At 33.8% G+C, this 361-nt stretch carries 1 protein-coding gene; it reads right to left on the reverse strand.

The features are described from left to right. Window positions 1–138, reverse strand: a 138-nt coding sequence (locus ACFIK8_RS09845) for a glycoside hydrolase family protein (RefSeq protein WP_375669317.1), incomplete at its 3' end; no start/stop codon positions are given. Window positions 139–361 lie beyond the last annotated feature (223 nt).

The raw sequence follows: 361 nt of genomic DNA on the forward strand, positions 1-361 counted from the left end.
ATGGACTGCTGGAGCACCTGTAATGCTTGTATGTCCATAACCGATTGTCCACACACCAATGGCAGTTTCGTAGGCGTTTAAATTCAAACCTTCCCATTGTTTAATCAGTGCAAACCCTTTTTTTGATATTTTTCGCATTATCCTTATCCCATAAAAACCTACATAAAGCAGGACATGAATTAAAAATTCAAAACTTACATCTGTTCCATTTGAAAGAACGGGACAGTAAAATGGTCTGTTAGAGTTAGAAGACCTTGACGATAGGATTTGTTAAGATCTATGTTAGCTTTTCGTTAGAAAAAATTATGTTAATATTATTCATTCTGTAGCAAATAACTTCCTCTCTAATTGAAAAAAACAA

It is taken from the genome of Bartonella sp. MR168JLCBS (assembly GCF_042194175.1).